23 protein-coding genes and 1 pseudogene are annotated in these 23,802 nt (G+C 44.1%); 13 read left to right on the forward strand and 11 right to left on the reverse strand.

Going from position 1 to position 23,802, the window contains the following annotated elements; genetic code table 11:
- Positions 1–181: 181 nt before the first annotated feature.
- Positions 182–1,399: a glucose-1-phosphate adenylyltransferase gene (gene glgC / locus C9J01_RS01290; RefSeq protein WP_107296299.1), complete on the forward strand. Its 1,218-nt coding sequence runs from the start codon at positions 182–184 to the stop codon at positions 1,397–1,399.
- Positions 1,389–2,906, forward strand: coding sequence for a glycogen synthase GlgA (gene glgA / locus C9J01_RS01295; protein WP_107296300.1), 1,518 nt, complete (start codon positions 1,389–1,391; stop codon positions 2,904–2,906). Before glgC ends, glgA begins: the two co-directional genes overlap by 11 nt.
- A gap of 108 nt (positions 2,907–3,014) precedes the next feature.
- On the opposite strand, the gene C9J01_RS01300 is transcribed toward glgA, so the two are convergent.
- The 7 genes from C9J01_RS01300 to C9J01_RS01330 all read right to left on the reverse strand — a co-directional run bounded on the left by C9J01_RS01300 (position 3,015) and on the right by C9J01_RS01330 (position 10,093).
- Positions 3,015–3,320 (reverse strand): ArsR/SmtB family transcription factor, encoded by a 306-nt coding sequence (locus C9J01_RS01300; protein WP_107296301.1) that lies wholly within the window; start codon positions 3,318–3,320, stop codon positions 3,015–3,017.
- A 78-nt stretch (positions 3,321–3,398) separates the two neighbouring features.
- Complete coding sequence (locus C9J01_RS01305; RefSeq protein WP_107296302.1) at positions 3,399–4,391, reverse strand: LacI family DNA-binding transcriptional regulator; 993 nt, start codon at positions 4,389–4,391, stop codon at positions 3,399–3,401.
- Positions 4,392–4,486: 95 nt separating this feature from the next.
- The gene (locus C9J01_RS01310; RefSeq protein WP_107296303.1) at positions 4,487–5,095 is read right to left on the reverse strand and encodes a dual specificity protein phosphatase family protein; all 609 of its coding nucleotides are present in this window, start codon (positions 5,093–5,095) and stop codon (positions 4,487–4,489) included.
- A gap of 27 nt (positions 5,096–5,122) precedes the next feature.
- Positions 5,123–5,923 (reverse strand): inositol monophosphatase family protein, encoded by an 801-nt coding sequence (locus tag C9J01_RS01315; protein ID WP_107296304.1) that lies wholly within the window; start codon positions 5,921–5,923, stop codon positions 5,123–5,125.
- A gap of 56 nt (positions 5,924–5,979) precedes the next feature.
- On the reverse strand, positions 5,980–7,089 hold the full coding sequence (locus C9J01_RS01320) for an ABC transporter substrate-binding protein (protein ID WP_107296305.1): 1,110 nt from the start codon (positions 7,087–7,089) through the stop codon (positions 5,980–5,982).
- Positions 7,090–7,124: 35 nt separating this feature from the next.
- Entirely contained in the window at positions 7,125–8,261 is a 1,137-nt protein-coding gene (locus C9J01_RS01325; RefSeq protein ID WP_107296306.1) for an ABC transporter ATP-binding protein, read from the reverse strand.
- Positions 8,261–10,093 carry an ABC transporter permease gene (locus C9J01_RS01330; protein ID WP_201797773.1) on the reverse strand — a complete coding sequence of 611 codons (1,833 nt, stop codon included), beginning with the start codon at positions 10,091–10,093 and terminating at the stop codon, positions 8,261–8,263. Before C9J01_RS01330 ends, C9J01_RS01325 begins: the two co-directional genes overlap by 1 nt.
- Before the next feature lie 463 nt (positions 10,094–10,556).
- On the opposite strand from C9J01_RS01330, the gene rsgA reads away from it, so the two are divergent.
- Entirely contained in the window at positions 10,557–11,600 is a 1,044-nt protein-coding gene (gene rsgA, locus C9J01_RS01335) for a ribosome small subunit-dependent GTPase A (protein WP_107296308.1), read from the forward strand.
- Positions 11,601–11,703: 103 nt separating this feature from the next.
- Here the strand turns inward: rsgA and C9J01_RS01340 are convergent, their stop codons facing one another.
- Positions 11,704–12,639 (reverse strand): bile acid:sodium symporter family protein, encoded by a 936-nt coding sequence (locus C9J01_RS01340; protein WP_107296309.1) that lies wholly within the window; start codon positions 12,637–12,639, stop codon positions 11,704–11,706.
- Between the two features lie 284 nt (positions 12,640–12,923).
- Entirely contained in the window at positions 12,924–13,703 is a 780-nt protein-coding gene (locus C9J01_RS01345) for a transporter substrate-binding domain-containing protein (protein WP_107296310.1), read from the reverse strand.
- Positions 13,704–14,042: 339 nt separating this feature from the next.
- Between C9J01_RS01345 and C9J01_RS01350 the strand changes: the two genes are divergently transcribed.
- The 6 genes and pseudogenes from C9J01_RS01350 (at position 14,043) to C9J01_RS01370 (ending at position 18,518) form a co-directional block, all read left to right on the forward strand.
- Positions 14,043–15,065 carry an AbrB family transcriptional regulator gene (locus C9J01_RS01350; RefSeq protein ID WP_107296311.1) on the forward strand — a complete coding sequence of 341 codons (1,023 nt, stop codon included), beginning with the start codon at positions 14,043–14,045 and terminating at the stop codon, positions 15,063–15,065.
- A gap of 176 nt (positions 15,066–15,241) precedes the next feature.
- A complete protein-coding gene (locus C9J01_RS01355) occupies positions 15,242–15,550 on the forward strand; it encodes a hypothetical protein (protein ID WP_237156833.1) in 309 nt (102 codons plus the stop codon).
- Between the two features lie 103 nt (positions 15,551–15,653).
- Positions 15,654–16,772 carry a S1 family serine peptidase gene (locus C9J01_RS01360; RefSeq protein WP_107296313.1) on the forward strand — a complete coding sequence of 373 codons (1,119 nt, stop codon included), beginning with the start codon at positions 15,654–15,656 and terminating at the stop codon, positions 16,770–16,772.
- A gap of 172 nt (positions 16,773–16,944) precedes the next feature.
- Positions 16,945–17,628: pseudogene (locus tag C9J01_RS01365) on the forward strand (endonuclease); the annotation flags it as partial.
- Positions 17,605–17,880, forward strand: a complete 276-nt coding sequence (locus C9J01_RS30195) for a sunset domain-containing protein (protein ID WP_473805502.1) — start codon at positions 17,605–17,607, stop codon at positions 17,878–17,880. The pseudogene C9J01_RS01365 and the gene C9J01_RS30195, both read left to right, overlap by 24 nt.
- Before the next feature lie 338 nt (positions 17,881–18,218).
- On the forward strand, positions 18,219–18,518 hold the full coding sequence (locus tag C9J01_RS01370; protein ID WP_107296315.1) for a hypothetical protein: 300 nt from the start codon (positions 18,219–18,221) through the stop codon (positions 18,516–18,518).
- 52 nt (positions 18,519–18,570) lie between these two features.
- Here C9J01_RS01370 and C9J01_RS01375 read toward each other — a convergent pair whose 3' ends face one another.
- Positions 18,571–19,254, reverse strand: coding sequence for a hypothetical protein (locus tag C9J01_RS01375; protein ID WP_107297379.1), 684 nt, complete (start codon positions 19,252–19,254; stop codon positions 18,571–18,573).
- Between the two features lie 153 nt (positions 19,255–19,407).
- A complete protein-coding gene (locus C9J01_RS01380) occupies positions 19,408–19,740 on the reverse strand; it encodes a hypothetical protein (RefSeq protein ID WP_107296316.1) in 333 nt (110 codons plus the stop codon).
- Positions 19,741–20,049: 309 nt separating this feature from the next.
- On the opposite strand from C9J01_RS01380, the gene modA reads away from it, so the two are divergent.
- The 4 genes from modA (at position 20,050) to C9J01_RS01400 (ending at position 23,739) form a co-directional block, all read left to right on the forward strand.
- Positions 20,050–20,817: a molybdate ABC transporter substrate-binding protein gene (modA, locus tag C9J01_RS01385; protein ID WP_107296317.1), complete on the forward strand. Its 768-nt coding sequence runs from the start codon at positions 20,050–20,052 to the stop codon at positions 20,815–20,817.
- Positions 20,817–21,506, forward strand: a complete 690-nt coding sequence (gene modB / locus C9J01_RS01390) for a molybdate ABC transporter permease subunit (protein WP_107296318.1) — start codon at positions 20,817–20,819, stop codon at positions 21,504–21,506. Before modA ends, modB begins: the two co-directional genes overlap by 1 nt.
- A complete protein-coding gene (gene modC, locus C9J01_RS01395; RefSeq protein WP_107296319.1) occupies positions 21,503–22,588 on the forward strand; it encodes a molybdenum ABC transporter ATP-binding protein ModC in 1,086 nt (361 codons plus the stop codon). Before modB ends, modC begins: the two co-directional genes overlap by 4 nt.
- A 491-nt stretch (positions 22,589–23,079) precedes the next feature.
- Positions 23,080–23,739: a CAP domain-containing protein gene (locus tag C9J01_RS01400; protein ID WP_107296320.1), complete on the forward strand. Its 660-nt coding sequence runs from the start codon at positions 23,080–23,082 to the stop codon at positions 23,737–23,739.
- The last annotated feature ends 63 nt before the right edge of the window (positions 23,740–23,802 follow it).

Raw genomic sequence — 23,802 nt, forward strand, 5'->3', positions numbered from 1 at the left:
TTTATTGATAGTTCTACCACTAAGGATGAGGTGGTATGAGGTGATGTAAAAATCAGTGTTCAAAATGTAATAAAACGAGATTTTTGAAACTATTCACCAATTTTCATTGAAAGCCTATTCTAATCGCCCATTGGAATATGGTATATATGACTACGATTGCTTACTAACAAGGAGGTACACCATGGCTGGTGTTTTAGGAATGATTTTAGCAGGTGGCGAAGGTTCTCGTCTGCGTCCATTAACAGATACAAGAACTAAACCTGCGGTGCCATTTGGTGGCAGTTACCGCCTTATCGATTTCGCACTAAACAACTTTTTGAATGCTGACCTGATGAAGATTTATGTTCTGACTCAGTTCAAATCTCAATCTTTGTACGTGCACATGAAGAAGGGCTGGAATGTATCGGGGATCACAGGGCGTTTTATCGATCCTATTCCAGCGCAGATGCGTATGGGTAAGCGCTGGTATGATGGTACAGCTGATGCCATTTACCAGAATATGCGTTTCATGCAGCTAGAAGAACCTGATCAGGTTTGTATTTTTGGTAGTGACCACATCTACAAGATGGATGTTAAGCAAATGCTTGATTTCCATAATGAGAAAAAAGCGGATCTAACGGTTGCTGCTCTTCGTATGCCGCTCAGTGAAGCAAGTGCATTCGGTGTTATCGAGATTGATGAAAACGGTTGTATGGTTGGTTTTGAAGAAAAACCGGCTAACCCTAAGTCAATTCCAGGTGATCCAGAAAATGCCCTTGTATCTATGGGTAACTACATTTTCGAAACAGATGTTCTTTGCAAAGAGCTAGAAGAAGATGCTGTTAACGAAGAATCAAGCCATGACTTTGGTAAAGACATTATTCCTAAGCTTTTCCCACAGGGTAAAGTGTATGTTTATGACTTTATGACCAATATCATCCCTGGTGAGAAAACAGCAGGATACTGGCGTGATGTAGGTACTATCGAGTCTTACTGGCAGGCACACATGGATCTTCTTTCTGAAGATGCACCATTCTCGCTATACAACCGCCAGTGGCAGCTACACACTTACTACCCACCACTACCACCTGCGACAGTACTAGATAGTGATGACTGCAAAGTCGATATCAATAACTGTATGATTTCTGCTGGTAGTTATATCCGTGGTGCTAAGGTACATAAGTCTGTATTGGGTTTCCGTACCAACGTTGATCACGACACGACTATCAGTGAATCAGTGATCCTAGGTGATGTGAAAATCGGTGCCAACTGTTCTATCCGCCGCGCAATTATCGATAAGAATGTAATGATTGCACCGGGCACGGTAATTGGTGAGAACCTAGAAGAAGATAAGAAGAAGTACCACGTATCTGACGAAGGAATTGTTGTGATACCAAAAGGAGCAAAAATTGGTTACTAGGAAGAAATCTAACTCTAAGCCACTACAAATATTGTTTGTCGCTTCAGAGGTAGACGGATTGGTCAAAACCGGAGGTTTGGCAGATGTAGCCAAATCACTGCCAGCAGCTCTAAAGGAACTAGGGCATGATGTGCGAGTGGTGATGCCTCTGTACCGCAAAGTACCTAATGGTACTGAAGCTGTTGAGTTACTCGATACTGAATTGATGGTATCGACTCAACCTCAGGCCGTATCGTATAAAGTTAGACAGCTACATAATGGTGATGTGCCTGTTTATACAGTTGATGCGCCGCAATATTTTGACCGCCCTGAGTTGTATGCCGAAAACAATGAAGGTTACCGTGACAACGGTGAACGTTTTGCTTTCTTCAGTGCTGCTGCATTGGATATGTGTGAAAAACTAGGGTTCAAACCTGATGTAGTTCACTGTAATGATTGGCACACTGGTCTAGTCCCGTTCTTGCTCAAAACGCGTTATGCCGATGATGCTTTTTATGCGGATACGCAAAGTGTCATCACTATCCATAATGCAGTATTCAAGGGTACGTTCAATTACGACCAGTACAGCTTGATCCCTGAGTTGATTCAAAAGCGTTATCTGCAACTTGAAGATGGCGCAGCCAACATCAGTATGCTGAAAGCTGGCGTTGCATTTGCCGACAAGGTGAATGCTGTAAGCCCGAATTATGCCAAAGAACTGCTGACTGAACTGGGTTCTCACGGTATGGCGACAGATTTCCAGCACCGTTCAGATGTGCTTTACGGCATTGTAAACGGCTGTGACTACGGCGATTGGAGCCCAGAAACAGACCCGTATATCAAGCAGCACTTCAAGGCGAATAAAGTTAGCCTTGCTCGCGGCAAGAAAGCGTGTAAGCGTGACCTACAGCAGCAGGTGAATCTGCCTCAGGATGATGTGCCTGTTTATGGTATGGTTTGTCGTTTGACAGAGCAGAAGGGTATTCAATACCTACTGCCTGTTCTTCGTGACTTCTTGGTCAACGATGTGCAAATTGTGCTTGTTGGCAGCGGTGATCCTAAGTTGGCCACTGCATTACGTGAGATTAGCGAAGCGTTTGCAGATAAGTTCGCGTTTATCGAAGCTTACGATAACCCGCTTGCGCATTGTGTAGAAGCCGGCTCTGATTTCTTCTTGATGCCATCTCAGTTTGAGCCTTGTGGCTTGAATCAAATCTACAGCCTTGCATACGGTACACTGCCGATTGTTCGTGGCGTAGGTGGCTTGAAAGATACGGTTATCGATTACGACGATACCCCGCAGTTTGCGACAGGTTTTGTATTCGATGCCCCAACGCCGGAAGGACTGCTTATCAAGATGCAGCGAAGCTTGTTGCTTTATTGTCAGCGACCTCAAGAGTTCAAGCGCCTTCAGCTAAATGCAATGGCTTGCCGCTTTGAGTGGAAAGATGCGGCTGAGCAATACCTGCGCATGTACTCCGGAGAAGAAGAGTCTGTTCTGGAAAAAAAGCAGATTGAGTGTGCCTAAACACGCCGATTAGGTATGCTTAAAAATAGACAAAGCCCTCATTTTTGAGGGCTTTTTTATTAGGTAACCATGATGTTAGCGTGACTTTAGTCGACAAGACTTAAGTTATTATTTCGGCTCCTGAGATTCCTCTTCGACGCAACACTCGTCTTTCAGGAATCCGATAACACAGTCAAGCTGCTCGTATTCTGCCACACAATACAGAGTACGCCCTTCACGGCGCTGGGTAAGAAGGCCAGCCGAAACAAGACTTGAGATATGGTGTGAAAGCGTAGAACCCGGTATGGCAAGTTTCTCCTGCAAGCTTCCAACAGGTGTGCCTTGAAATCCCGCGCGGACAACCGCTTTGTAAATACTTAGGCGGGTAGGGTGGCCCAACTCTTTGAGTGCCTTTGCGACAACTTCGATATCCATGATTGGTTATTCCAAAACGAATCTTAATTCGATAATACTGGAACAATATTTCGTTCGCTACCCTGATAGTATGAAATCTTAGTTGTGGCGGGTGGTTTTTCGCCAAACGGGCTCGAGCAAGTAGGTAAATTCACCATTGAGTACCGTATTATTTGCCTGTAAACACTGGATAATGTGCTGGGAAATACTGGTTAGTGGCTGTCGGAATGTTGTCAGTTGATAAGCATCCCAGCTTGCTTGATTAATATCATCAAAGCCAATGACGACAGTGTGTTTAGGGATCTCTATACCTTGTTGTTTTAAGCCGTCAATAAAACCACAGGCGAGTAAATCAGTAACGCAAAAGACGCCGTCAGGAATATCTTTGAGTTGCTTGGCGATGTGTTTCCCCGACTCATAGGATGTATCACCAAAACGGGAAACACTCACTGACAAGCCGGCTTTGTTAGCGGCATCAACAAAACCTTTTTCCCTGGCAACTAGACCGGGAGAGCCAATGTCGGAGTTAACCAGCAGGAGGTTTTTACACCCTTGCTGCTGGAGGATTGCCAATGCTTCAAAGGCTGCAGCATGGTTGTCGAGCCGAATGTTGTAAGCATTGTCGTAAACTTGGTTGCGGTTAACTAGGATAACGTGCTGGCCATTCGCAATACATTTGTCGATAAGATCTTTATGGGGTTGCCCTGAAAGGACGATAGACGCCTCAGCTCTGAAATTGAGAGTTTGCGTTAGCGCGGTATCAACATCCTCATCATTGGCTTTAGTATTGACGACAAGTGCAATTTTATTAATTTTCTGCAGTTGCTGAGTCAATTCATCAATGAATGCAGATTGGAAAGGGCTGTTGATGTCTGTGGTGATCAGGCTGACAATATTGCTGGTATCATGAAGACCACGGGCTAGGTGATTAACGTGATAACCTAGCTCCTGTGCAGCTGCCAACACTTTTTCTCTCGTTTTTGCCGATACACTGGCCCCTTCGGTAAACGTCCTCGAGACGGCTGAACGTGAAACGCCAGCATATTCGGCGACTTGTTGTGCACTGACAAAGCGGTTTCCAGTACCGGCCATATTTCTGTCCTGTTTAATTCAAAATCGGTAATGCCTGCAACCGCAGGCATGGTATTACAAGCTTTCTAGGCGTATCTTTTTGTTGCAATGAAGGATCAGCTAAAGCCATGTTCTTCAAGTAGGTTTAGCATCTGATTCGCTTTTTCTATTGCTTCAATCAAGCTTGGCTTAGGTGTTTCAAACCACTCGTCTGGGCGAAGATCACGGCGTTCACGAACAGCATCTATCGCTGATTGTAAAGTAGGGTATTGGTCTGGTTGCTTGCGGTGCATATACAGTGAGGCAATCGCTACAGAGCGGCTGCGTCCGCCACGACAGTGGATGAGAACATTGCCACGTTCACGGTTAGGGTAGCTCGGCTTATCTGGTAACTGTTGGTTAAACGCGCCGTCCAACAAGTAATAGCCCGCAAGGATCATATGATGCGGGTTGCCCGGGCCATCGATGAGCCCCATTTTATAGGTGCGGATGACACCACTGCCGCCCGACAGCTTGTTATCCTCCGCTTCGAGGTAAGGGTCGGTAACGTAGTTGATATCCAAGTTAACTGCACAATTAACAAGGGTCGTAATGCCTAGCTCTTTGTGTAGGGATAAGTCCCGGGCTGAATCGTAGCCGCCAAGATATAAACTTTGTCCTTCAGGGCCGATATTCGTTGCTACCAAATGGGCTGGGTCGCGTTGGTAAACGGGTGCAATTTTCATGGTTTTCCTTGCTTAAAAGCGTGTTTGTTATTTATCAATTGTGATTGCTGTGATGTCAGCAATGGCATAGGCAAACTGTGGCGATGCGGCCAGTACAGCGCCGCCTTGTGGCCAGTCGGGAGAGTCGGTAAAAGCATTGCTTATACCACCGGCTTCTTTAACCAGAAGCATGCCTGCCAGACAATCCCAAGGGTTCATGTGATGTTCAACATACCCGTCAGTACGGCCGACAGCCACATAGGCAAGCGCCAATGCTCCACAGGCACTTCGCCTTACATTGGCGCCTAATTCGAGAAAACCCTGCAGTGATTGTAGATATCGTTCATTTGGCACTCGCTGGCTCCAACCTAGTTCTAGGTTGGCAGAGGAGAAACAAGGTGTGCTGGCAACCGTGATTGCTTCACCATTGAGGGTTGCGCCATTGCCTGCTTGTGCAATGAACATTTCATTGTGGCAAGGATCGAAAATTACCCCAAACTGCGTTTTGTTTTGGCTGACAAAACCGAGCACAATACAAAAGTGGGGGATCCCTCGGGCAAAATTAGCTGTGCCGTCAATGGGGTCAATGATCCATGTGTTGGTTTGCACTTCGCCGCCAGATTCCTCAGCTAAAATACCGTCCTCCGGGAATGCTTTGTTCAAGCGTTGGCGGATGAGTGTTTCTACTTCGATATCGGTTTCCGTCAGGAAATCCTGTGGGCCTTTGAATGCAATTTTTTCTGGTGACATCGCATTGAATGCCGCCAATGCTATTGCACCAGCTTCATGGACGATATCAATGGCAGCCTTCAAGCGTTTGTCTAGACAAGTATCAGTAAGTAATGACATAGGTAGTTGTTATGTTTGTAATAAACGCCAGCCTTTGCTGGCGTTTGAGAGAGAGATTAACGTGTGAAGTTAATTCGCCATAAGTCTGCCCAATCTTGGCGATGGTCAAAATCGTCCAATCCGGTTTCAGCGTTGTACTGAAGAATATGCGTGTAGAGCTTTTGCACCCCAGAGGCTTCTTTAGGGTGTGGTGCAATAGCTTGGTTGCCTGACACTTTCCCGTCTACTGTCTGGTTGCTGATCCCTTCTTCAGTCATCAGGAAATGAAGGAACAGTTTTGCTGCATTAGGGCTTTCGGTCTTAGTCGACATGACACCGTAGCCAGGTGTGGACCAACCGACGAACGGCTCAAGGCCTTCACAGATTGAAAGATGGACCTTGCCGCTGGCAACGTCTCGGAATTTAGCTGTCGACATCAGGCCCATGAATGTGTCTTTTTGGCCTGGTGCGCCCACTGCATCACCGACTGCAGAGTCAGAATCGGTTGGAAGCGGTGAGTTTTGTGCCAATGCTTTAACCCATGCCGCAGTCGCTGAGGCTTCATTCGTTTCTAGAGGCTTGCCATAATGCACTTCATAGGCTTCAGCGACAGCGTCATCATGGTGAGCAGCAAGTTGGTTGAACCAATCTAGGTAAGCGGCTTTGTTTAGTGGATCTGGAATAGCGACTTTACGCTGCCAGTTTTCATCGGTTAGCTCCCAGATGTTTGAAATAGGGCAGGTGTCATGTACTTCTGAGTTGTAAGTCCAAACAGCTGGGTCACCGTAGACAATTAGCGGGTTCTTTGCGTTTTCAGGAATAGACTCTGCCACAACAGGGGATACCCAGCTTTCTACAACGCCCATCGGGACAAGTTGTGCCATCGTTGCTGATGCATCACCGGTAATGACGACATCACCTCGGATGTTGCTAGCGCGGTATTCGCGGATAAGCATTTCAACTTGCGCTGAGCTGCTCACTTTATTACCTGTTGCTTGCACACCGTATTTCTCGGTGAAGTTTTTAGCTGTTTCGACAATTTTTCCTGATGGCGCGTAAACCGTAATAGGCGCTTCTTGGCGAGCCGCTTCAATCAGTGCATTTAGGTCAAAATCATTATTGTCAGCCGCTTGTACTGCACCCGCAAGGGTCAATGCCAGAGTGGCAGCTAAAGTTGTAGTCTTCATGTTGGTCCTTTTCACAATTAACTCCGAATAAGCGGTTACTTTTGAAACTGTTGTTGAGATGTTGATGACATGCACGGCATATCAATCGCTAAACCTTGGTTGTCGAACAGATGTAAATTGTCATTGCTGATAATCAATGAAAGTGATTCTCCCTCTTTATAATGCGGAGGAGTCTGGGTAGTCACATGTAGCCGGTGATCAGCCACGCTAAATTCCAAGATCCAGCTGCCACCTGTTGGCAAAATACCTTCGAGTTTTGCGTGAAGCCTGAACGCCTTTTGGTTATCGATATTGGCATCTGCCGCTGCGACTGACATACGTTCGGGACGTAAGCCAATTGAGCCTCCAGGGATGTCGTGACCGACGTAAGCACGAATATGATTACGGGCAAGCTCGCTGCACAGTGAGGCTTCGTCAAGCTCGATGATATTGATAGGTGGCGTACCAACAAACTCTGCGACAAAACGGTTAGCTGGGCGGTCATAGATTTCATTGGGGGTGCCGACTTGTTGCAACTCACCGTCTTTCATTACCGCAATTTTGGTTGCAAGCGCCATGGCTTCCCACTGGTCGTGGGTAACGAAGACGATAGTGGTTTTGAAAGCGTTATGAATACGCTTCAGCTCCGTTCGCATTTCAAGGCGTAGGCGTGCGTCCAGGTTAGAAAGTGGCTCATCCATCAGCAGAATATCAGGTTGTACTGCCAGCATTCGGGCTAAGGCTACACGTTGTTGTTGTCCACCTGAGAGCTGAGAAGGATAGCGGTGACGGTATTTTTCAATGCCGAGAGTTTTCATTACTGAATGGATGGTTTTCTCACGCTCAGCTTTTTCGATTTTACGAAGCTTCAGGCCGAAATCGATGTTCTTTTCCACGGTTAGGTGGGGCCAAAGCGCGTAGCTTTGGAATACGAGGCCAAGGTTACGCTTTTCTGGCGGAACGAATACACCATCTTGCTTGGAGTCGACCAGAGTGTCGCCCAATAAAAGCTGGCCGTCGGATATGTTTTCAAGGCCTGCAATCATTCTCAGTGTTGTGGTTTTGCCACAACCAGAAGGGCCAAGAAGACACATGAATTCACCGTCATTGATCTCAAGGTCAACGGCATTAACGGCAGGGGCCGCGTTTTTTTCGTATTGTTTGCTGACGCTGTTTAGACGAATATTAGGCATTAGCTTCCTAGTCCTTCTGCAAGGTTAGTTTTGGTCATTTTCTGTGTGATATAAGTGCCTACAAAAGCAATCAGGCAGATAATTAGTACAACGGCGTTAGAGGCTTGGGTGTAGTTGTAATCAATAAGCCTCAGTGCATAGGTGGTTAATACATCCGTAGACGGTACTGCGAGGATGACAAATAGGCTTAGGCCGTTTATCCCCGAAATGAAAGGCAATAAAATGCCGGTTACTAGTGAGCCTTTTTGAATTGGCATGACAATCTGGCGCATGCGGGTAAACCAACCGGCACCTGCCATTTGAGCAGCTTCTTCAGGATCTTTGCCCAATTGCATCATGGCCGAGATACCGGCACGTGAGGCGTAAGGCATTTCATCGGCAATCAAGGCAAGGATCAGCAAGGTTACTGTACCGTAAAGCGCAGGCATCGGGCCGCGAGGTACGGCGAACAACGACAGGTAAGCAGCGGCAAAGGCAACACCTGGAACCAAATATGGGAAAAAGGTGATTTGGCGCAGCATACTTCCCAATGGGCGTAGTGGGCTGCGAACAACGACATAGCCAACCAACAAACCAAGAATGCCCGAGCAAACAGAGGCGATACCGACGATCCACAAGGTATTCCATACCGCGCTCCAGAGGTTGTTACTTAGCAAGATACCGTTACTCTCTGCAATGGTCTCAAGCCCCGAGCCTATCCAGTAATCCAGCGTGAAATTGCTAAAGTTGAAGTTGCCTGGCACTTTCATAATGGTTGACAGGAAAAGCACTAACATTGGCATCACAACCGAAACGAGGAATACACCGCCAGCCAGCATAGTGGCGGGCATACGCCATTTGCCTAAATCATTAGTGCGGTGCATGACACCTTTACTGCCAACAGTGACAAACTTCCTTGCTTCTCTTAGCAAGGTAGCGTCAATCAACAATGAAATGATGCCGAAGAACATAATGGCACCCGCCAAAACTGCGGCAACACCTGTTTGGCGTGATTCAATGCTGCGGTATAGCGAGGTCGATAACACTTCATAGTTAACCGGAAGGCCAAGGATGTAGGAAACACCGAATTCACCAAGCACCTTGGCAAAAATCAGTACGCAAGCAGACATCAATGCTGGCAACATCAAAGGCATGATGATCTTGAATGTAATCGTGCGGCTAGGTGCCCCAAGGATACGGGCCGAGTCTTCAAGTTGGGTGTCAAATGAGCGAAGGGCGTTGCCAAGCAACAAGATTACAAACGGAATGTAGTTGAGTGACAAGATGATAATGATCGGTAATTCGCCATAGGCCATCCAATCAGCAGGCTCAATGCCCAAGCTTTCTAACCACCCTTGTTGGCCGCCCGTAGAACGGTTTTTGAAGATGGTCGTCCAAGCCATGGCGAACGTCCAGGCTGGCAACATGTAAGGAACAATCAGTGCAGTAGCAAACCATTTTTTGCCAAACATATTGCTGCGGCTAACCAGCCAAGCCAGCACACTACCTAGCGAAAGGGATATAACAATTACACCCAATGCAACGCGCATGGTGTGGGAAAGGGGTTGCCAGAATAGTGATTGGGAAATAGGGGATAGCAGAGCTCGATTAATGTAGTAATCTGTCCAACTTCCAGTGACATCACCAATTCGTCTTTCATCGCCGAACTGAACCTGAAAAGCGTCCAGTAATAATGAAAAAACAGGTACAGCGATGAAATAGGCAAAAATTACAGCGAGTAAAACACCGATTAGCGTGGTCGGCGTTTGCATCATTAACCGTAAGTGATAGCGCATGGCAAACCAGCGCGAATATTGGTTGGAACCAACAGTCCCTGTAGGCAAAGCGTTCAAAATATACCTCGTTCATTCGTTTTGCACAGCTGTGCAATTGCGATGAATACTAGGAGGCATATATGTTGTTTTGATAGAAGATTGATGACATTGCAATGAAAAGCTGAATGAATGCTGAACATTTGCGGGCTGTCATTTAACTGAAAAATAGTTTCTACGTGGATCTAGCCAATGACAAAAGATCTGTTATGATCGTTATCAGCATTGAACATAACATTAGGAGATAAAGATGATTGTATTACGTACTCACTCGGCAAAGACTGCGAAGCAAACACAATAAGCGTTTTAGAGCTGATATTGAGCAAATAAGCATCAGCGACATTGAAGTAACCGCTTTACCACTTCCTTTCTCTTGCCCGGTGTTATCAACCCGGGGTCTATCTGTATTTATTTGACCCTAAATTCTCTTTGATACGCATTATCAGAGCCAAAACTGATTAATGGCCTGTGCGTGGGGAAAATAATGAATTCTACTATTACACTTAGCCAGCTTGGTTGGCAGCCAGTATTTCAACAGCAACTTACACTTGAAGATTACGAACAAGCTAAAATTGCCCGTATTTTAGCTCATCACCGAAATGGTTATGCCTTACAGACCGAGGACGGCCCGGTCACGCTTGAGATCCATCATTCGTTACCGGCAATGACAGTAGGGGACTGGGTACTTATTGACAGTAACAACCACTTTGTTCGCCTGTTGGAGCGAGTTTCGTTATTTAGCCGGAAGGCAGCAGGTGCCAAGATAGCGGAGCAATACATTGCCTCAAACGTTGATACGTTATTTATTGTCTGTTCGTTGAACCAGGATTTTAACTTAAGCCGCATTGAACGATATTTGGCGATAGCGCGGGAAGCCAATGTTGAGCCTGTCGTCATACTGACCAAAGCAGATTTGTGCCAAGACAGTGACGAAAAACGTCAGCAAGTGCAGGCACTCGATTCTATGTTGATGGTTGAGGTGCTCAATGCATTAGATACATCTTCGTATAGTGCGTTGGAATCATGGTGCCGCCTAGGTAAGACAATTGCTTTCATGGGGTCGTCTGGGGTGGGTAAATCTACCCTCGTCAATACCTTGATGGGTAACGAGGTGCAGCAGACAGGTACTATCCGTGAGGATGACAGTAAAGGGCGCCATACGACAACGTCACGCTCATTGCATTTTATGCCATCAGGTGCGGTGCTGATTGACACGCCTGGAATGCGTGAATTGCAACTAACTGATTGCGAGAGTGGGGTTTCTGAAACATTTGCTGATATTGAAGCGTTAAGCCAGCAATGTCGTTTTAGTGATTGCCAACATCAGTCTGAGCCAGGTTGTGCTGTTCAGAGAGCACTAGCCGCCGGAGAGATTGATAAGCGACGCGTACAGAATTATTACAAATTACTGGCTGAGCAAGCCCGCAATACAGCGACCTTAAGTGAGCTTCGGGACAAAGATAAGCAGCTAGGTAAAATGTATCGTTCGGTACAAAGTCAAAGTAGGCAGCGCAAAAAAGGGTACTAACCTTAGTTAACCGGATTAATGCGTATAATTAAACCTTGTCGGTATGGTTACGGTATGGTTACCGACAAGGTTTTTTTATGCCAAGCAATAATGAGTAAATATATTAATTTGCGATTGACGTTTTAGCTTGGCTTTCTTTCCTGCTTGCCCAGTAACCAGCTAAAAGTGAGCCAGAGATATTGTGCCAAACCGAGAAAATAGTACCGGCAATTGCGGAGGCCGGTGAGAAGAATTTCATTGCAAGCGCGGTCGCCAGACCTGAGTTCTGAAGACCTACCTCAAAGGCAATGGTGCGGCATGTCGATTCGTTGAAACCCAGCAGGCGGCAACAGTAGTAGCCTGCGGTTAAGCCAAAGCCATTGTGCAGGATAACAGCAAGCGCAACCATCGGGCCCACCTGATTGAGATTCTCTGCGTTTAGAGCGACAACAATGGCAATAATTAATACGATGGCAACCATTGATATAAGAGGAAGTAAAGCATTCACCTTGGCAACGGCTTTGTGTGCAAACGTATTGATAACTACACCGATTCCGACAGGTAACAGGACTATCTTCACTAAGCTCATTAGCATGGCAGAAACGGGGACATCGACAGTTTCACCAACCAATAACTCAACCAACAATGGGGTAAGCACTACTCCCAATAGGGTTGAAATAGCAGTCATTGAAATGGAAAGAGCGACATTCCCTTTTGCTAGAAAAGCCATGACATTCGAAGACGTTCCCCCGGCAACACTGCCAACCAATACCATCCCTACGGTCAACTCTGTGCTAAAGCCTAATAGGAAACTAATCAGCAATGCAGTGAGAGGCATTATTAAAAATTGCAGCACCACGCCAACACCCACAGCCTTTTTATGTTGGGCGACATTGAGGAAATCTTTGGCTGATAAGCTAATCCCCATCGCCAGCATGATGATGGTCAGCAAGGGAACGATCTGTGTTTTTAGACCGACAAATAAACTGGGTGAGGTATAGGCTATTACAGCGAAAAGAATGGCCCAAACGGGAAATAACTGAGTGATCCTTCCTATCATTACAACTTCCTTAATATTCTGACGTTATTTCTATATAGAGGCTTTAAATGTGTGACAATTATATTTTCACAAAGCTTATTGATAAAAAAGACGAAAAAGAAATACGGTTATAGATTCTATCATTGTTGCTACTTGGTTCTGTAAGTGCCGGATTTTTCGGTTTTTGGTAGAGATATATTTAATGTACTCCCACTAATTACAGTGGTTAATTTTGCAGGGGCTAAAGATGTGGCAGGAAAGTGCCACTGTTAAGTGGCACTTTTACTGGTTTAGATTGACTATGATTAGATCTTGATACCCATGTTCTTATCGATAATTTTATCTAGCTGACCGTTTTCTTCTAGCTTGGCAAGGACAGCATTGATACGTGCTTTAAGTTCATCGTCTTTAGGCATCATGGTTGCGATTGTCGATTCGGTAAACTCAAAGCCTGGCATTGAGCGGCACAATTCGTCATGGTGACGAGCGCGGTAGTCGGCTTCTACTGAATCTGGGATCATCAGATCTACAGTTCCATCAAGAATACGGTCGTAGACATATTTATTTGTCGGTTCGACATGAAGTTTGGCTTGCTTGAGGTTAGCACGAGCAAAGATAGCGTTGGTACCGCCTTCGTTGATGATGACTGTCGTCTCTGGCTGATCAATTTTCTCTAATGAATCAAACTTCTCTACGTCTTCACAACGAGTAATTGGGGTTTTGCCATAGTTGTAGTAACTGTGGGAGAAGTAGGCGTATTCCTTACGTGCATCTGTCACGGAAATGCCGCTCATACCGACGTCATATTTGTTGTTTTGGAAATCTTCCATTAGCGTTGGCCAACTGGTTGGCACGAGCGTTAACTTAACCCCAAGCTCTTCAGCGATTACAGCGGCTAGATCATGTTCAATACCCACATAACTGCCGTCGTTAAGCTTTTCGGAAAACGGCATATAGTCACCAGTCACACCGATTCGGATTTCTTGATTTTGTTCAATACGATCAAGTGTTTCACCTGCAAAAGCAGAGGCGGTTGCGAGGCTGAGTACGCTCAGAAGTGAAGTAGTGAGTAATGTTGGCTTCATGTTCAGAATCTTATGTTGTGTGTAATTAGGTGGAAAAGTCTAACTGGGCCGTGGTGAGCCTCTGATTGCTTTCCTGCTCAACATAATCGAACCACTGAAATAGTACAAGATAAAATGTCAATATCGGTGCGGTTTTTTGGTTTTTTGTATTGTGTAAACTTTAATTTACGGCCGTGGTGTTGTTTTAAGCAAAATTGTGCTTTTGAATGTTATCTACATCAATATTTGTTTATGCAATCAATAAGACGATGTTGTATTGCATGTTTAATCCTTATTTCAATTGATAGATTTATGTTGTTAGAGAATTTGCAGAGCTAGGTATTGAAGAGGAAGGAAACGATGGGTGTGGCTGTGATTATGCTGATGGGGCTACTTGGGGCATTCGCTGCAAGTTTCCTGAATCTGCCTATGGGAGAATTATTCGGTGCCACCCTTGTTGTTATTGCATGCCTTAAAACAACCGGGAAAAAAATCAGACTACCTGGAATTGTCATTTTACTCGTCCAGATAATTTTAGGCGTAAGTATAGGAATGACTGTACAGCTGACTCAACTAGTCGCTGCTTTCTCTCCAACGCTACTGGTAGGCTTGATTCTATGTATGCTTTCCCAAACGATGGTCAGTTATCTATGGCTGAATAAAAAAGAAGGCTGGCGGCCTTTTGAGTCTCTGCTCGGGGCCATACCAGGTGCACTAGGGGCCATTTTGGTTTTAAACGAGGAACAAGAGAAGCCGTCACCTAAAGTGATTGTCTCCCATACGGTGAGACTATTAATGTTGGTAGTTTTAGCTGGGTTTATAGCCGCACAAGGGGCGGAAGTTCTTCCAAAAGATGCTGTATTCCCATTAAGTTGGGCTGGGCACTTGATTGCAATCGCGGCAATGAGTTTCTTGCTGGGTAAATTGACCGGTTATCTCGGGTTACCTGCACCATTTATGGTGATGGGGCTCTTTGTCAGCCTCGCTTATAATAATTGGCTGCTAGGTGGGGTAATAACAGCCGTACCAAAAGAGCTAATCCTGTTTGCCACGTCGATGCTTGGTGTATTAATTGGTGTCAGGTTGGCAGAGACAACCGCCCGGGAAGCAATCCGCTATTCAAAAGCGGGTTTCATCATCACTGCAATGGGCATTGCTATCACTATTGTCTATGCCTTGGCTTTTAGCTTTATCACAACAAAAGAATGGGAAGTACTACTGCTATCATGGTTGCCGGGCAGTGTTGAAGCAATGACAGCTGTGGCGATATTAATTGGCCTTGAACCTGCTTTTGTCGCTATTAATCATGTGATGAGATTAAGTTTGTTATATATGCTACCGAGTGTATGTAAAACACCTCTTCAGCAGTTGAGTAAACGCTAAATCCTAGTCCAAGACCATAAATATATAGATAACAGTAAATTAAGTACTTTGATTGTTAAGCGTAATGGGTGGATTTACTTTTTGCGCAATATTGAAAAGTAATATTTCATATTTGCTGACTTATCAGGAATGTCGAAATAAATCAAAACGTTTTGATTCAGTATTGAGTTTAAAGTGTGAATCTAGTCATTGCTTTGGCAATCGATAAACGTGATAGTAAGATTCTGCTTTCAACCTTATGGTCAAATATTAACTTTACAAGGAAGCGAATGTTATCGACGGAAGAAAAATCGTATTGTTCTTTATGTGAAAACATAACTAAACATTATGTTGTGTTAGTTAGAAAACAAAATAAAAAACATGAAAAAGATGCAGGGTCTTTTTGGAAAGGCTTTTTTGCTGGATGGTTTCTAGGGCCTTTTATCGCCTCGATGGATGAATTTGAAAGACACTCAATCTGCTCAGTCTGTGGCAAAAGAAAATAGAAGATTAACAATATTAGCCACTTAATTGTTTAGTGAGTCAATAATAATGACTTGAATTTTTCTATAACTCATCAAAACACGAATAAAAATCAAAGGTATAATAATGTCAGTGGTTAAAACATCAAAATATCTTTTGGGTTTAGCTATTATCACGCTATTCTCAAATACAACATATGCTTATACAAATATTGCACCTAGAATTCTTAATGGTGCAGATGCGAGTGCAGAAGAAGTTCCTTGGCAGGTGTATGTTGAAGTCCATGATGACATCAAAGGCAACTCTAGTTGTGGTGGTGTTGTATTAAATAATCACTGGATATTGACGGCAGCGCATTGTGTTAATGTTTCCATGGACGATAAATATTGGCAAGCAGCCCGTGCAGGAGATGTTTTTGTCGGTTCAGGAATGACGTCACTAAAAGATAATACTATGTCTGTCTCTGTAGCTGAAAAGGTGATTATTCACCCGGACTATTTTAATGATATCCCGTATAAAGATATTGCTTTAATTAAACTACGTTATCCCGTTTCTGCGCGCGCTAAAGCGATAAAAATGATGAATCTAGAGGAGCAAAAAGCACTTGATATCGAGTTAGGTTTGGCAGTAGAAAATAATGTATTTGCGTCTGGTTGGGGGAGAACAAGTAACAATACTTCGCAGGTAGATACAAAACGCTTTAATCTTCAAAAAACCTTACTTAACGGTGTTGATGATCAAACTTGCGCTAGCGCATGGGGGTTAGAAGATTGGTTTGATAAGCATGGTGATAACTATTTATGTGCAAACTCTGAAGTTGCCGGTATGTGTAATGGTGACAGTGGTGGCCCATTGGTGTGGCAAGATAAAGACCATGTAGCCGATGCTGATAAGGGCTATCGCTTAGTCGGTATTACTAGTTTTGTACATAAATCCCGATGTGCTAACAGCAACTATCCAGATGTCTTTACTCAGGTGAGTGGCGTAAAAGAGTGGGTAGTCGATCATATCGATGGCTACCAAGAACCGACTGAAAAACTAGATTATGATGTTTTTCAGTCAGAGAACAACGTACCCGATGTCAATGAACCAGAGACAAGAGACTCAGATCAGAAGCAAAGCTCATCGGGAGGAGGTTCAACAGACTATTTCTCGTTGTTATTTATCTTGTTAGTCACTCTGTTAAAGCGAACGAATAACTTTTTCAACTCAACTGCCCAGCGTGTAATCCGTAATAGGAAATAACAATGTATGGAATCGCAATAGCTTCCTTATACAGCTAGTTTATGGGGATCTATTGCGATATCTCCTTATGCTTATCGGTATACCCGTATCCGTTAAAAATAGATAACTATCGTATTATCTATAGTGTTATGTCATTCTAGTGCGATATATCAATACCATTGCTGCATAGAAAATGACAAAAACACTGCTTCTACCTATATTTGCTCTTTTATTATCTTCAACCGCGATTGCTGCACCGAATAACTTCAGTCACGCCAAAGTGTTAGCGAAAGAACATGTCTATTTTGACCGAACAGAAAAAGGGACGTTTTACTGCGGTTGTAACTATACATTCATGGGTAAAAGTGGTGGTCGGGTTGACCTGGATAGTTGTGGCTATGAAGTGCGTAAAAACCAGAATCGTGCCCAAAGGATAGAGTGGGAGCACATTGTCCCTGCCTCTAACTTTGGTAGAGCAAGGCAATGTTGGCAGGAGGGTGGCCGTAAAAATTGCGTGAAGACTGATCCTGTCTTTGCGGCAATGGAAGCTGACATGCATAACCTGACCCCTTCTATCGGAGAGGTCAACGGTGACCGCTCTAACTTCAACTTTAGTCAATTCAATGCTTCTGCTAGCCAGTACGGTCAATGTGACTTCAAAGTGGATTTCAAGAGCCGATCAGCCGAGCCTAGGAATGAGATCAAAGGTCAAATAGCTAGAACCTATTTCTATATGTTTGATCGTTACAATTTACCGATGTCCACTCAACAACAACGTCTGCTGGTGGCATGGGACAGGCAGTATCCTGTATCGCAATGGGAGCTTGAGCGAAACCAACGAATTGCTAAACAAATGGGCCACGATAATCCATTTGTAACAGGCAAAGCGGTTTGGCAAGTGGGCCATAAGAACAGTGGGCTTGGGCTAAAAACAGCCTTTGTATCCAAAGAGGCCAATAAGGTTACGGAAGCGGTGAGTCACATCCGTGGCAATAAAAATAGCAAGGTATACCATTTGCCTGCAGGCTGTCCTAGTTATGACCGTGTGAGTCCTAAGAATGTTGTAAACTTCAAGTCTGAGCAAGAAGCCATTTCTGCCGGTTACCGCAAGGCGGGTAATTGTTCATAAAGAATGATTGAGCGTGGCTGGACTATGTTGTTCAGCCAACCTCGTTCTTTTATTTCTCTCGTAGGGCACTTGCCCCTCCAAATCGCACTTTATCCTTCAAAATAGAGAAATGAGATTTCAATATTTGCATTAACGGCTCTAATTTTAGTGATAGATGCTAAATTTGGAGTTTGTTTCTAAATGTAATTCCCCATTTACTAATATTTCTAGTTGTTTGTATTGGTAAAATCTGTGTTGTTGATATGCCATTTGTGCGCAGAGCAAATCTAAGCTTTTCGATAAGCAAACCTAATGATAATTTTGAAATGGTTCAGAATTGTTGATTTGCAAGGGTGTGTATGGAGAGTTTGGTCGTTATTATTGCTGCAGTCTTATGGACGGCTGGGCGTTATAGTATCCATACAAAAGCTGAATGGCAGGGTAAATCATGGTTTATCAAAGGGTTAGCAATTACTATTGCAATTGTTCCTGCTACTTTTTTCTATCACTGGGACGCCTTGGTAACCTCAGCCTTCCTGTCTAGAAACGAGATTATTGCCTGTGAAATTTCATTACGCCTGTTTCTTATCGTAATGGCTATCCAAAGCTTGATGGGTATAGTGTTTTTGGTTAGCTCAAGGAAAAGCGGCCAGAAATAATGCCATCACAACCATAATGGTTTGCTTTGATGGCACCACGATAACTCCACAGTTATTGCTCCGGTTCTGGCTCATTAGAAGAGGGAAGGCTGATCAGGCCAGTACCCGCATCCCGGATCAAGTTAACGGGTGAGAGCAAGACGCCCTTAACTGCACCTTGTGTTGCTTGTTGGGTTAGTTGTTCACTTTTTTCAACAATTTCATCCGTCTTGGCCAGTATTATTGGGACATCATTACGTAACTGCTCTGACTCTGCAATGACAGCAGGTATTGTCTGCTTCCTGTATCCTTCACTCTCGACCAATATCTCTGGCAGGATATCCGTCCGGTAATGTTCCAGCTCATTAAGAGCGACGGGTAGGGTGGTCTTGTTCACCGTATCGACGATTTGAATAACAGAGGGCACCGTTTCGCTGCGGATTGCCTGAACCTCATCAAGTATCAGTGGAATTTTCTGATCAACCGATGCCACTGTTTTGTTTACTTCCTCTACGGTCAATTGAATATCGCCTGCCAATTGCAGGGCCTTTGGAGTTAGCTGTTCAAAGGTTTTTGCTACTATCAGCCATTGCTCAACCTCTAATTTATCCGCCGTAGCATTGATATCTGCTATTAGCTGTGGGTATGTATCGACAACTTTGTTGATCGTATTGGTGAAAGAGTAAACGGTGTAACCCAAATAAAAAATAGCGATAGCCAAAGCTAGCTGTATCGCTGACCCTAATCGATTTTGCATGATGGCTTCCATGTATTGTTTATACCTATACTAATCGATTATAAGCATATCGAATAGGAGTAACATAGGGTATTGAAGGCGAAAATGTGAATGGCAAGTGAATATTAACTTAAAAAATAGACAATAATTCATAAATGTTTATCTGTTTCTGTATCAATCAACAAGTGTAGTTTTTGCCAATTTTTCACAATAGGGTTGTTTAGTTATTTGGTCACTTATATAAATCACCTTGATATCATTTTCGTGGAGGATAAATGCTACTCGGCAACTAATAGTTGAAGTCAGAACTATTTTGTATTCTTGAATTCTGATGCCATTGTGCATCAGTTTTTGTGCGTACTTGATTTTGTAACTATTGCTGTTTAGGAGGGAGGGCAACCTTTCTTCAATATCTAATTCTATTTCTTTCTTATATCTTGCGTGTTTTGCGAAAAATCGACGCAAATGATTGTTGTTATCATAAGTCACGGTGCCAAATAATTGCATGCTTAATATCACCTTTTAATATTTTACCACTGCGTCAGTTTATACCCTGTAGGGGAAGGGAAAACGTGATCTGGGCTATGCCCATGAGTGTTTGTAACACGTTGATTATGTTTCTAAGATTTATCAGATGAGCATTGAATTTGTTAAGAGGGGACTTAAACAAGGCGATGTTAGTTAAAAGGCCTATATCTGGGCATATGCATGGTTAAGGTATTGTGGATTTCCCATGCCCTTATCACTATCTAGGTATTTTTCTTTAGCGTTATATACTTTACTATATAACGGTGTTTTTGCTCGTAGGATCTAAAGATGAAGTGCTTGAAAGCGGCCATTACCGCTATTGTTTTATCTGTATCGTCTTTTACAACGGTTGCTGCTGATAAGGTAACTGTGTTTGCAGCGTCGTCATTGACTAATGCTATGAATGATGTGGTATCAGCCTATGAGCAAAAGACCGGTGAAAAACCGACAGTTTCGTATGCGTCATCTTCAGCGTTAGCCCGTCAGATAGCACAGGGTGCGCCAGCTAATATCTATGTATCGGCTAATGAAAAATGGATGGATTATCTCTCTGGTCAGGGAGTGATTGAGGCATCAACGAGAAAACCGTTACTTCATAACAGTTTAGTGATGGTAGCGCCCAATAATTACCCTCAGCAGACAATTACCTTAGATGACTCATTGGATTTCGCTAAAGCGCTAGACGGTACTCGTTTAGCAGTTGGTGATCCCAACCATGTCCCGGCAGGGATCTACACCAAAGAAGCGTTAGAAAGTATCGGTCTTTGGCAACAAGCTGAGCGGCTTCTCGCAAGGGCAAACAGCGTACGCGGTGCATTATTACTGGTAGAAAGACAAGAAGCGCTATTGGGCGTGGTTTATAAAACAGATGCACTGATTTCAAACAAAGTAAAAATCGTCGGTGAGTTTCCAGCAGATAGCCACACCGCGATCAGTTACCCAGTTGCTATGGTCGAGGGGAGGGGAAATGAGAGTGCGAAAGCCTTCTATGACTTCCTTAATTCTGATGACGCTGCGGCTATTTTTTCTGAATACGGCTTCGAGGACATCCATTAGTGTTGACGGAGTATGAAGTTCAAGCATTATTGCTGAGCTTGAAAATAGCCAGTGTTGCCGTGGTCGTTAGCTTACCATTTGGTGTTATCTGCGCATGGTTATTGGCCCGATGTCAGTTTGTTGGCAAATCACTGTTGGATGGCTTAGTACACTTACCTTTGGTTCTGCCTCCTGTTGTTATTGGTTATTTACTATTGGTATTGATGGGACGACAGGGTGCTATAGGCAAAGCTCTTTATGAATGGTTTGGCCTGACATTCAGTTTTAGTTGGCGCGGGGCTGTTCTGGCGGTGGCTGTTGTCTCTTTTCCTTTGATGGTGCGCTCGATCCGATTGGCGCTCGAAAGCGTCGATTACAAGCTTGAACAGGCAGCTCGCACTTTAGGAGCAAGCCCGCTTAAAGTCTTTTTTACCATTACCTTACCGCTGACGCTCCCGGGTGTATTAACGGGTGCCATTTTGGCGTTTGCCCGTGCTCTGGGGGAATTTGGCGCAACCATTACGTTTGTCTCAAATATTCCTGGTGAAACACAAACTATCCCTTTGGCAATGTACTCATTTATAGAAACACCAGGTGCAGAAGATCAGGCTGCAAGATTATGTGTGATTGCAATAGTAATAGCGCTCGCGTCTATATTCGCTTCTGAGTGGTTTTCACGCATGGCCAAACAGCGATTGGAGGCGAGATGATCGAGATTGATGTCAGGCAAAAACTGGGTGATCTTGATATGGACATCCAACTTCAGCTACCAATGCAAGGTATCACCGCTATCTTTGGTCGCTCAGGTGCGGGCAAGACCTCGCTGATTAACGTGTTGAGTGGATTAGCAACGCCTAATTCAGGGGCTATCTCCCTAGGTCAACATGTTCTTTATAACTCTCAGGCAGGGATTAATTTGCCGCCTGAGAAACGTCGCATTGGCTATGTCTTCCAAGATGCAAGGTTGTTTCCTCACTATACAGTGGCAGGTAACTTGCGGTATGGCTGTAAAACAGAAAATGTTGAGCAGTTCCAATCAGTGACCCAACTATTGGGCATTGAGCATCTTTTGAAACGTTATCCTGCGTCTTTATCTGGTGGTGAAAAACAACGGGTGGCAATTGGAAGAGCATTGCTATCCAACCCATCTATGTTGTTGATGGACGAACCCCTCGCCTCACTTGATCTTCCTCGTAAGCAAGAGCTTATGCCTTACCTTGAGCGATTAGCAAAAGAAGTGAAGATCCCCATTGTCTATGTTACTCACAGTCTGGATGAGATCCTTCGTTTAGCTGATCATATGGCGATGATCCATCAAGGCAAGGTGGTAGTCTCAGGGCATATCAATAGCGTTTGGGGCTCGCCTGAGATGAGACCATGGTTGCCTGCGAAAGAACAGAGTTCACTGCTTAGCGCCCGGGTTAATCATCATCACCCACATTATGCGTTAACCCAAGTGATGCTCAATCATGATGCTTATCTTTGGGTTAACCGACTGCAAAGTGTTCGTGGTGAGTGGGTGAGGGTTCGTGTCCACTCCAATGATGTTTCGTTGACCAAGGTAAGGTCGGAGCAAACCAGTATCCGTAATATCTTGTCGGCAAAGGTCGACAAGATACACCCTGTTGATGAACAGGAGCGCATAGAGGTACGGCTCAGGGTAGGGGAGGCGCAGCTATGGGCCAATATCACTAAGTGGGCAGCGGATGAGTTAGATTTGTCGGTTGGTGATAAAGTCTTCGCACAAATCAAAGGGGTAAGTGTGACCCAAGAAGATTTAGCTACCATGTAAAGCCTTCCCGAAATTTTCTGAAAAGTACCGATAAATATTGGTACTTTTTTATTATTTATTAGTTACCTATATTATTAATTAAATATCTAGTATAACTATTTCACCATTATTATTATTGATTTTATATCATGCCTTCTTATTTTTAATTGATAAATATCTTTCTATTGTCAAAATTGAAAGTTTTGCTAGGCAATGACGTTAATTAATACCTACATTAACTATCTTGATGTGGGTTTTTATATAACTATATCTAATACAATGTCTTATGAGTGGTTTTATATTACTGTTGGCTTAAATTGTTTGTTAATTGTTTGTCAGGTTGAAGCGATTTTCACCGTTGCATATTGAATGATTAAGCGGGGAGTAAGTATAGTGTGTTCCGTAAAAAGTGAGTAGCAAATTTATTTATTGTGTTTTATTAGGCTAAATAAATACTAGCCTTAATGGTCTTTGGCGCTTTATAAAACACCAGATACAAAACAAGGTATGTTATGAAAGTTTTACCCTTATTCGTATTGTCGTCACTCCTGTTGGTTGGCTGTGGTTCTGGCGGTTCAAGCTCTTCATCTTCATCCGGTACAGATAACTCAGGAAACCCAGTGAGCTTACCTGAAGATGGGCAAAATATAGGTACGAATCCTGGTGATGATAATAATGTCGGCGGTGGTAATGATAATAATTCCGGCGATGATCAAGGAAATACCGACCCAGATCCAGCACCGGGCCCAGGTGAAACTTTCGCAGAGCAAATGCTGTTTGCCGTAAACCAAGCACGTGCCGAAGAGCAAAACTGTGGCGGTCAAATCATGCCTGCAGTACCAGCTTTGACATGGGACCTTGATTTACAGGATGCTGCATATGGCCACTCAGTTGATATGGCTAACTATAACTTCATGAGCCATACGGGGTCTAATGGTAGTTCGCCACAAGACCGTATTGAAGCAACGGGGTATTCGTGGTCGACTTGGGCAGAAAACGTAGCTGCTGGCCAAAAAGATATAAATGCTGTAATGGCTTCATGGATGAACAGCCCTGGCCACTGTAAGAACATTATGAATGGTAATGTCACAGAGATGGGTGCCGCATTTGCAGAAAACCCTGATGCACAGTACGGTATTTACTGGACCCAAGTCTTTGCTAAACCGCGTTAATTCATGGTTAATCAGTAATAATGATATGCAAGCCGCTAGTTGAAGCGGCTTTGCTATTTTATA

Origin of the sequence: Photobacterium rosenbergii (genome assembly GCF_003026455.1) — a bacterium.
Classification (GTDB): domain Bacteria; phylum Pseudomonadota; class Gammaproteobacteria; order Enterobacterales; family Vibrionaceae; genus Photobacterium; species Photobacterium rosenbergii.

Coding starts and splice junctions, on each gene's coding strand:
- glgC (WP_107296299.1), top strand. CDS start 182: ATGGCTGGTGTTTTAGGAATGATTTTAGCAGGTGGCGAAGGTTCTCGT.
- C9J01_RS01300 (WP_107296301.1), bottom strand. CDS start 3,320: ATGGATATCGAAGTTGTCGCAAAGGCACTCAAAGAGTTGGGCCACCCT.
- C9J01_RS01305 (WP_107296302.1), bottom strand. CDS start 4,391: ATGGCCGGTACTGGAAACCGCTTTGTCAGTGCACAACAAGTCGCCGAA.
- C9J01_RS01310 (WP_107296303.1), bottom strand. CDS start 5,095: ATGAAAATTGCACCCGTTTACCAACGCGACCCAGCCCATTTGGTAGCA.
- C9J01_RS01315 (WP_107296304.1), bottom strand. CDS start 5,923: ATGTCATTACTTACTGATACTTGTCTAGACAAACGCTTGAAGGCTGCC.
- C9J01_RS01320 (WP_107296305.1), bottom strand. CDS start 7,089: ATGAAGACTACAACTTTAGCTGCCACTCTGGCATTGACCCTTGCGGGT.
- C9J01_RS01325 (WP_107296306.1), bottom strand. CDS start 8,261: ATGCCTAATATTCGTCTAAACAGCGTCAGCAAACAATACGAAAAAAAC.
- rsgA (WP_107296308.1), top strand. CDS start 10,557: ATGAATTCTACTATTACACTTAGCCAGCTTGGTTGGCAGCCAGTATTT.
- C9J01_RS01340 (WP_107296309.1), bottom strand. CDS start 12,639: ATGATAGGAAGGATCACTCAGTTATTTCCCGTTTGGGCCATTCTTTTC.
- C9J01_RS01345 (WP_107296310.1), bottom strand. CDS start 13,703: ATGAAGCCAACATTACTCACTACTTCACTTCTGAGCGTACTCAGCCTC.
- C9J01_RS01350 (WP_107296311.1), top strand. CDS start 14,043: ATGGGTGTGGCTGTGATTATGCTGATGGGGCTACTTGGGGCATTCGCT.
- C9J01_RS01360 (WP_107296313.1), top strand. CDS start 15,654: ATGTCAGTGGTTAAAACATCAAAATATCTTTTGGGTTTAGCTATTATC.
- C9J01_RS30195 (WP_473805502.1), top strand. CDS start 17,605: ATGGGCCACGATAATCCATTTGTAACAGGCAAAGCGGTTTGGCAAGTG.
- C9J01_RS01370 (WP_107296315.1), top strand. CDS start 18,219: ATGGAGAGTTTGGTCGTTATTATTGCTGCAGTCTTATGGACGGCTGGG.
- C9J01_RS01375 (WP_107297379.1), bottom strand. CDS start 19,254: ATGCAAAATCGATTAGGGTCAGCGATACAGCTAGCTTTGGCTATCGCT.
- C9J01_RS01380 (WP_107296316.1), bottom strand. CDS start 19,740: ATGCAATTATTTGGCACCGTGACTTATGATAACAACAATCATTTGCGT.
- modA (WP_107296317.1), top strand. CDS start 20,050: ATGAAGTGCTTGAAAGCGGCCATTACCGCTATTGTTTTATCTGTATCG.
- modC (WP_107296319.1), top strand. CDS start 21,503: ATGATCGAGATTGATGTCAGGCAAAAACTGGGTGATCTTGATATGGAC.
- C9J01_RS01400 (WP_107296320.1), top strand. CDS start 23,080: ATGAAAGTTTTACCCTTATTCGTATTGTCGTCACTCCTGTTGGTTGGC.